This window comes from Teichococcus aestuarii, from assembly GCF_042651065.1.
GTDB lineage: Bacteria > Pseudomonadota > Alphaproteobacteria > Acetobacterales > Acetobacteraceae > Pseudoroseomonas > Pseudoroseomonas aestuarii.
On sequence record NZ_JBHSCH010000122.1, the window covers coordinates 1 to 4,876 of the forward strand.

Sequence of the window (4,876 nt, forward strand, 5' to 3'; positions counted from 1 at the left end):
CAGCGCGACGCCGCGCCGCGCATCGCGCCGCCGGTGCCGCCGCCGGTCGCCTACCCCGACGGGCGCGGCCGTGGCCCGGCGCGCGCCGAGCCGAAGCTGGACTGGCCGCGGCAGCGGTAGGACGGAGGAAGCCGGGACGGGAACCCCCGGCCCTTCCTCCGCCCAGCTCTCTTCCACCCCGCCGGTCAGCGCGTGGGAAGCACCGCGCCGGTGTTGCGGGCGGCCTGCGCGATGGCGCGGGTGAAGCCGTCCGCATCCATCGCCAGCAGGTCGCGCTGGCGCACCGGCACGGCGATGAACACCTTCAGGAACCGCCCCGCCGCGACGCCGACGCAGAGCTGCTGCCACATCGCCGTGCGGCCATAGGTGCCGTCCAGCACCGCGCATTGCAGCGGCGCGCCGCCCGGCACTTCCAGGGCGCGGCGGCCGGCCTCGGCCATCTGGCGGCCGGGGGCGGGCATCAGCGCCTCGGCCACGCCCTCGCTCAGCTGAGCCTCCACCACGGCCGGCGGGGTCTCCGGCGGCAGCGGCGGCAGGCCCTTGTCATAGACGATGACCGAGGCGATGGCGGCGCGCGCCGCGACGCCGGCCCGGGCGGGGGTGGCATAGTCCACCGCGCGGCCCTGGCCGGGCTGGGTCGCCTCCATGTCGGCGGTCATGCCACGGGTGAAGCCGGCCGCCTCGTCGGGCAGCCGGGCCAGCACCGCGTCCAGGCCCGGCCGCGCCACCACGGGGCCGCCCGCGCCCTCCGGCTGCGCCGCGCAGCCGGCCAGCAGGGCAGCCAGCGCCAGGCCGAGGCCGGCGCGCATCAATGGCCCGCCCCGGGCAGGCCGAGACCGAGGTTGAGCGTCGCATTCGCCATGATCAGGCCCTCCCAGAGCAGTTCCACGCCGATATAGGCGATCAGCGCCACGCCGACATAGGCGATGATCTTGAACCGATCCAGCAGCTTGGCCAGCAGCCCGCCCAGCAGGCCCATCATGACGATGGAGATGCCGAGGCCCACCATCAGCAGGGTCAGGTTGGCGCGGGCCACGGCGGCCACCGCCAGCACGTTGTCGAGGCTCATCGAGACATCGGCCACGATGATCTGCCACAGCGCCTGGGCCAGGCTCTTGTCGTGCACGGCGTGGCCGGTCTCGTCCTCGGCCTGCTTCTCGTGGCGCAGCTCGCGGAAGAAGCTCCAGGCGATGTAGAGCAGCGCCAGCCCGCCCACCAGGTCGATCCACCACAGCGCCAGCAGCATGCTGGCGAAGACCGAGAAGACGATGCGCAGCACCGCCGCCGCGGCGATGCCGAACAGCACGGCGCGCGCGCGCTGCCGCGGCGGCAGGCCGGCGGCCGCCATGCCGATGACCACGGCGTTGTCGCCCGAGAGAATGATGTTGAGCCACATGATCTCGGCCAGACTGCCGAGGGAGCCGGTCAGCGATTCCATCCGTAGTGCGTCTCCGCAAGGAGCGGGCGGCGGAGACTGGAGGCTCGGGCACACCCGCAGGGAACGAGGGGCGCGACGCTAGGCCGGGCCGGCGCGGCCGGAAATCCGCCGGGCCGGTATCTGTCCGGCAGGTCATGACACCCTGGACAGGCTGGAAAGCAGAACGGCGCCGGAGGACCGGCGCCGGAAAGCGGGCGCCCCGTGCGGGGCGCCCGGCCGCTGCGCGGAAGCCGCGCTCAGTGCGCGCGGTGGCGCTGCCGCTCCAGCGCCTGGCGGATGCTGGTGCCAATGGCGGCGACCAGCACCGTCACCACCACCACCTGCAGCAGCGTGGCGCCGACCCAGAGCCAGGTGGGGAAGACCCCCGGCAGGGCCAGGTAGCCGAGCGGCAGGGCCAGGTACATGTAGGCTTCCGGCACCGCCTCGGTCACTTCCGCCGTGCCGCCCAGGATCATGGTGATGGCGACGTAGAGGATGACCAGCAGGCCCAGCCAGGCGATCCAGCGGTGGCGGTCCAGCAGCCGCGCGATCAGCGTGGCGGCGACGCCCATCAGCACCACCGAGATGGCGAGGCCGACCACCAGCACCCACAGATGCTCCTTCGCCGCGCCGGCCACCGCCAGCACGTTGTCGAGCGACATGGAGATGTCGGCCACCAGGATCTGCACGATGGCCTGGCGCAGAGTCTTGCGCGGCGCGCCCGGATTGGCGGCATCGGCGGACTCGATCGCGTCCACCCCCTCGTCCTGGCCGCCATGCCCCGCGCCCTCGCGCAGCTCGCGGAACATCTTCCAGCAGACCCACAGCAGCAGCACGCCACCCGCCAGGGTGATGCCGACGATGGCCAGCAGCTGGGTGGTGATGGCCGCGAAGCCGATACGCATGACGGTGGCGGCGACGATGCCCCAGAAGATCGCCTTGCGCCGCTGCTCCGAGGGAAGACCCGCCGCCGCCATGCCGACGACGATGGCGTTGTCGCCCGCCAGCACGAGGTCGATGAAGAGAACCTGCCCGAGGGCAATCAGTTCAGGCATCAAGCCTGCCAAATCCATGAACCCGTTCCCGTTCCCGATGGAGAGGCGGCGCATAAAGCGACACCTGCCGTTACACAACTCTCGTGTCGGAAAGGTGACATTTTTGACATGTTCGTCCGGTTGACGCCGCCGCGTGCTGCGGCCATTCCCCGCCCCTCCCGGGCCGTCCGTGTGCCGGCCTTCGCTCTCGCCGGCGCCCCGCTGGCGCCCCTGCAGGAGGACCGCGCATGGTTCCGCGCTACAGCCGCCCCGAGATGACCGCCATCTGGTCCCCCGAGGCCCGCTACCGCATCTGGTTCGAGATCGAGGCGCTGGCGGCCGAGGCGATGGGCCAGCTCGGCACCATCCCGGCCGAGGCCGCCCGCACCATCCGCGAGAAGGGCGCGCCGCGCGCCGCCGCCATCTCCGCCGCCGACATCGCCCGCATCGACGAGATCGAGCGCGAGACGCGGCACGACGTCATCGCCTTCCTCACCTGGATGGCCGAGGGCATCGGCGAGGATGCGCGCTTCATGCACCAGGGCCTGACCAGCTCCGACGTGCTGGACACCTGCCTCTCGGTGCAGCTGGCGCGCGCCGCCGACCTGCTGATCGCCGAGCTGGACCGGCTGCTGGCCGCCCTGAAGCGCCGCGCCGAGGAGCACAAATACACCCCCACCGTCGGCCGCAGCCACGGCATCCATGCCGAGCCCACCACCTTCGGTCTCAAGCTTGCGGGACATTACGCCGAATTCATCCGAAACCGGGCCCGGCTGGTGGCGGCGCGTGACGAGATCGCCACCTGCGCCATTTCCGGCGCCGTCGGCACCTTCGCCGCCGTGGACCCGCGCGTGGAGGCCTTCGTGGCGGAGAAGCTGGGGCTGGCGGTGGAGCCGGTCTCCACCCAGGTGATCCCGCGCGACAGGCACGCCGCCTTCTTCTGCACGCTGGCCGTCATCGCCTCGGGCATCGAGCGGCTGGCCACCGAGGTGCGCCACCTGCAGCGCAGCGAGGTGCGCGAGGCGGAGGAATACTTCCACCCCGGCCAGAAGGGGTCCTCCGCCATGCCGCACAAGCGCAACCCGGTGCTGTCGGAGAACCTCACCGGCCTCGCCCGCATCGTGCGCGGCTACGCCCTGCCGGCGCTGGAGAACGTGGCGCTGTGGCATGAGCGCGACATCAGCCACTCCTCGGTGGAGCGGGTGATCGGGCCGGACGCCACCATCACGCTGGACTTCGCCCTCGCCCGCCTGACCGGCATGATCGACAAGCTGACCGTCTATCCGGAGCGGATGACGGCCAACCTGGAGAGCCTGGGCGGCGTGGTGCACAGCCAGAAGGTGCTGCTGGCGCTGACCCAGGCCGGCCTCTCGCGCGAGGGCGCCTACCGCGCCGTGCAGCGCGCCGCCATGGCCACCTGGACGGCGCTCGGCACCCCCGATTCCCGCAGCTTCCGCGACAACCTGCTGGCCGATGCCGAGGTGGCCGGCAAGCTGGACGCGGCGGCGCTGGACCAGGCGATCGACCCGCAGCGCGACTTCCGCCACGTGGAGACCATCTTCGCCCGCGTCTTCGCCGCGGGCTGAGGCGGGGGCCTCGCCCGGCAGGGTGCGCGCGCACCACGTGGGCACGGTGCGGCGCACCATACGGGCAGGTGCGGCGCACCACACAGGAAGGTTACGGGCGGCCACACCGCCGCCCGCCCTCCGCCACGGTTCTGCCCCAGGCCCGCGTGACACTCGCATCATGTCGAGGAGGGACCGAACCATGCCAGGCTTGCGTCTACCGGCTGCGCGTCAACTGGTTCTGGCCGGGTTCGCGGCTGCCGGCCTGATGCTCGGCCTCACCGCCGCGCCCGCTCCCGCCCAGGCGGATGAGGTGGTGCTGGTGCACGACCATCGTGGCTGGGGCCACCATCGCGGCCATGGCCGGGGCTACGGCCATGGCCCCCGCTACTACGGGCCGCCGCCGCGCGCGCGCCACTACGCGCCGCCGCCCCGCTACTACCACCCGCCCCCGGTGCGCTACTACTATCCGCCGCCGCCGCCGCGCTACTACCGGCCGCCGCCGCGCGCCGGCATCTATTTCGGCTTCTGACGGGGCGACACCCCGGGAAGGGCCGGCATGAGAAGGGGCCGGGGGAAGGCATTCCCCCGGCCCCTCTTGTCTGGGCGCCCCTTTCCCGCCGGGCCGGGGCGGCCCGCCGGGATCAGAGCGGCTTGGCGGGGTGGGACCCCTCCGTGCCGGAGCCGGCGGCGCGGCCCGGCTCCAGGCCCGTCGGCGGCTCGCCCTCGCCGCCCTTGTCGCCCGCCTCGTCCGCCAGGCGCGGGCCGCCGGCATGGGCGGGCGGCTCGGCAGGCTGGGTGGGCTCCGGGGCGACAAGGGCGGCGAGGGCGAGCCGCCGACGGGCCTGGAGCCGGGCCGC

General features: G+C 73.1%; 5 protein-coding genes and 1 pseudogene. 2 read left to right on the top strand and 4 right to left on the bottom strand.

Annotated features, from left to right (window positions below; genetic code table 11):
- Positions 1-185 precede the first annotated feature (185 nt).
- From ACFOY6_RS23580 to ACFOY6_RS23590, 3 genes and pseudogenes are all read right to left on the bottom strand, one after another.
- Positions 186-809 carry a hypothetical protein gene (locus ACFOY6_RS23580; protein ID WP_181378059.1) on the bottom strand — a complete coding sequence of 208 codons (624 nt, stop codon included), beginning with the start codon at positions 807-809 and terminating at the stop codon, positions 186-188.
- Positions 809-1,438, bottom strand: coding sequence for a YjbE family putative metal transport protein (locus ACFOY6_RS23585; RefSeq protein WP_109516534.1), 630 nt, complete (start codon positions 1,436-1,438; stop codon positions 809-811). Before ACFOY6_RS23585 ends, ACFOY6_RS23580 begins: the two co-directional genes overlap by 1 nt.
- A 428-nt stretch (positions 1,439-1,866) precedes the next feature.
- Positions 1,867-2,490: pseudogene (locus tag ACFOY6_RS23590) on the bottom strand (TerC family protein); the annotation flags it as partial.
- Positions 2,491-2,699: 209 nt separating this feature from the next.
- On the opposite strand from ACFOY6_RS23590, the gene purB reads away from it, so the two are divergent.
- Positions 2,700-4,037 (top strand): adenylosuccinate lyase, encoded by a 1,338-nt coding sequence (gene purB / locus ACFOY6_RS23595; protein ID WP_379652412.1) that lies wholly within the window; start codon positions 2,700-2,702, stop codon positions 4,035-4,037.
- A gap of 247 nt (positions 4,038-4,284) precedes the next feature.
- Positions 4,285-4,548 (top strand): hypothetical protein, encoded by a 264-nt coding sequence (locus ACFOY6_RS23600; protein WP_109516532.1) that lies wholly within the window; start codon positions 4,285-4,287, stop codon positions 4,546-4,548.
- Between the two features lie 112 nt (positions 4,549-4,660).
- Here the strand turns inward: ACFOY6_RS23600 and ACFOY6_RS23605 are convergent.
- A partial coding sequence (locus ACFOY6_RS23605; RefSeq protein ID WP_379652413.1) for a hypothetical protein occupies positions 4,661-4,876 on the bottom strand: 216 nt, incomplete at its 5' end.

Excerpts from the sequence above, each read along its gene's own strand:
- ACFOY6_RS23600 (WP_109516532.1), top strand. The coding sequence starts at position 4,285 with ATGCTCGGCCTCACCGCCGCGCCCGCTCCCGCCCAGGCGGATGAGGTG.
- purB (WP_379652412.1), top strand. The coding sequence starts at position 2,700 with ATGGTTCCGCGCTACAGCCGCCCCGAGATGACCGCCATCTGGTCCCCC.
- ACFOY6_RS23580 (WP_181378059.1), bottom strand. The coding sequence starts at position 809 with ATGCGCGCCGGCCTCGGCCTGGCGCTGGCTGCCCTGCTGGCCGGCTGC.
- ACFOY6_RS23585 (WP_109516534.1), bottom strand. The coding sequence starts at position 1,438 with ATGGAATCGCTGACCGGCTCCCTCGGCAGTCTGGCCGAGATCATGTGG.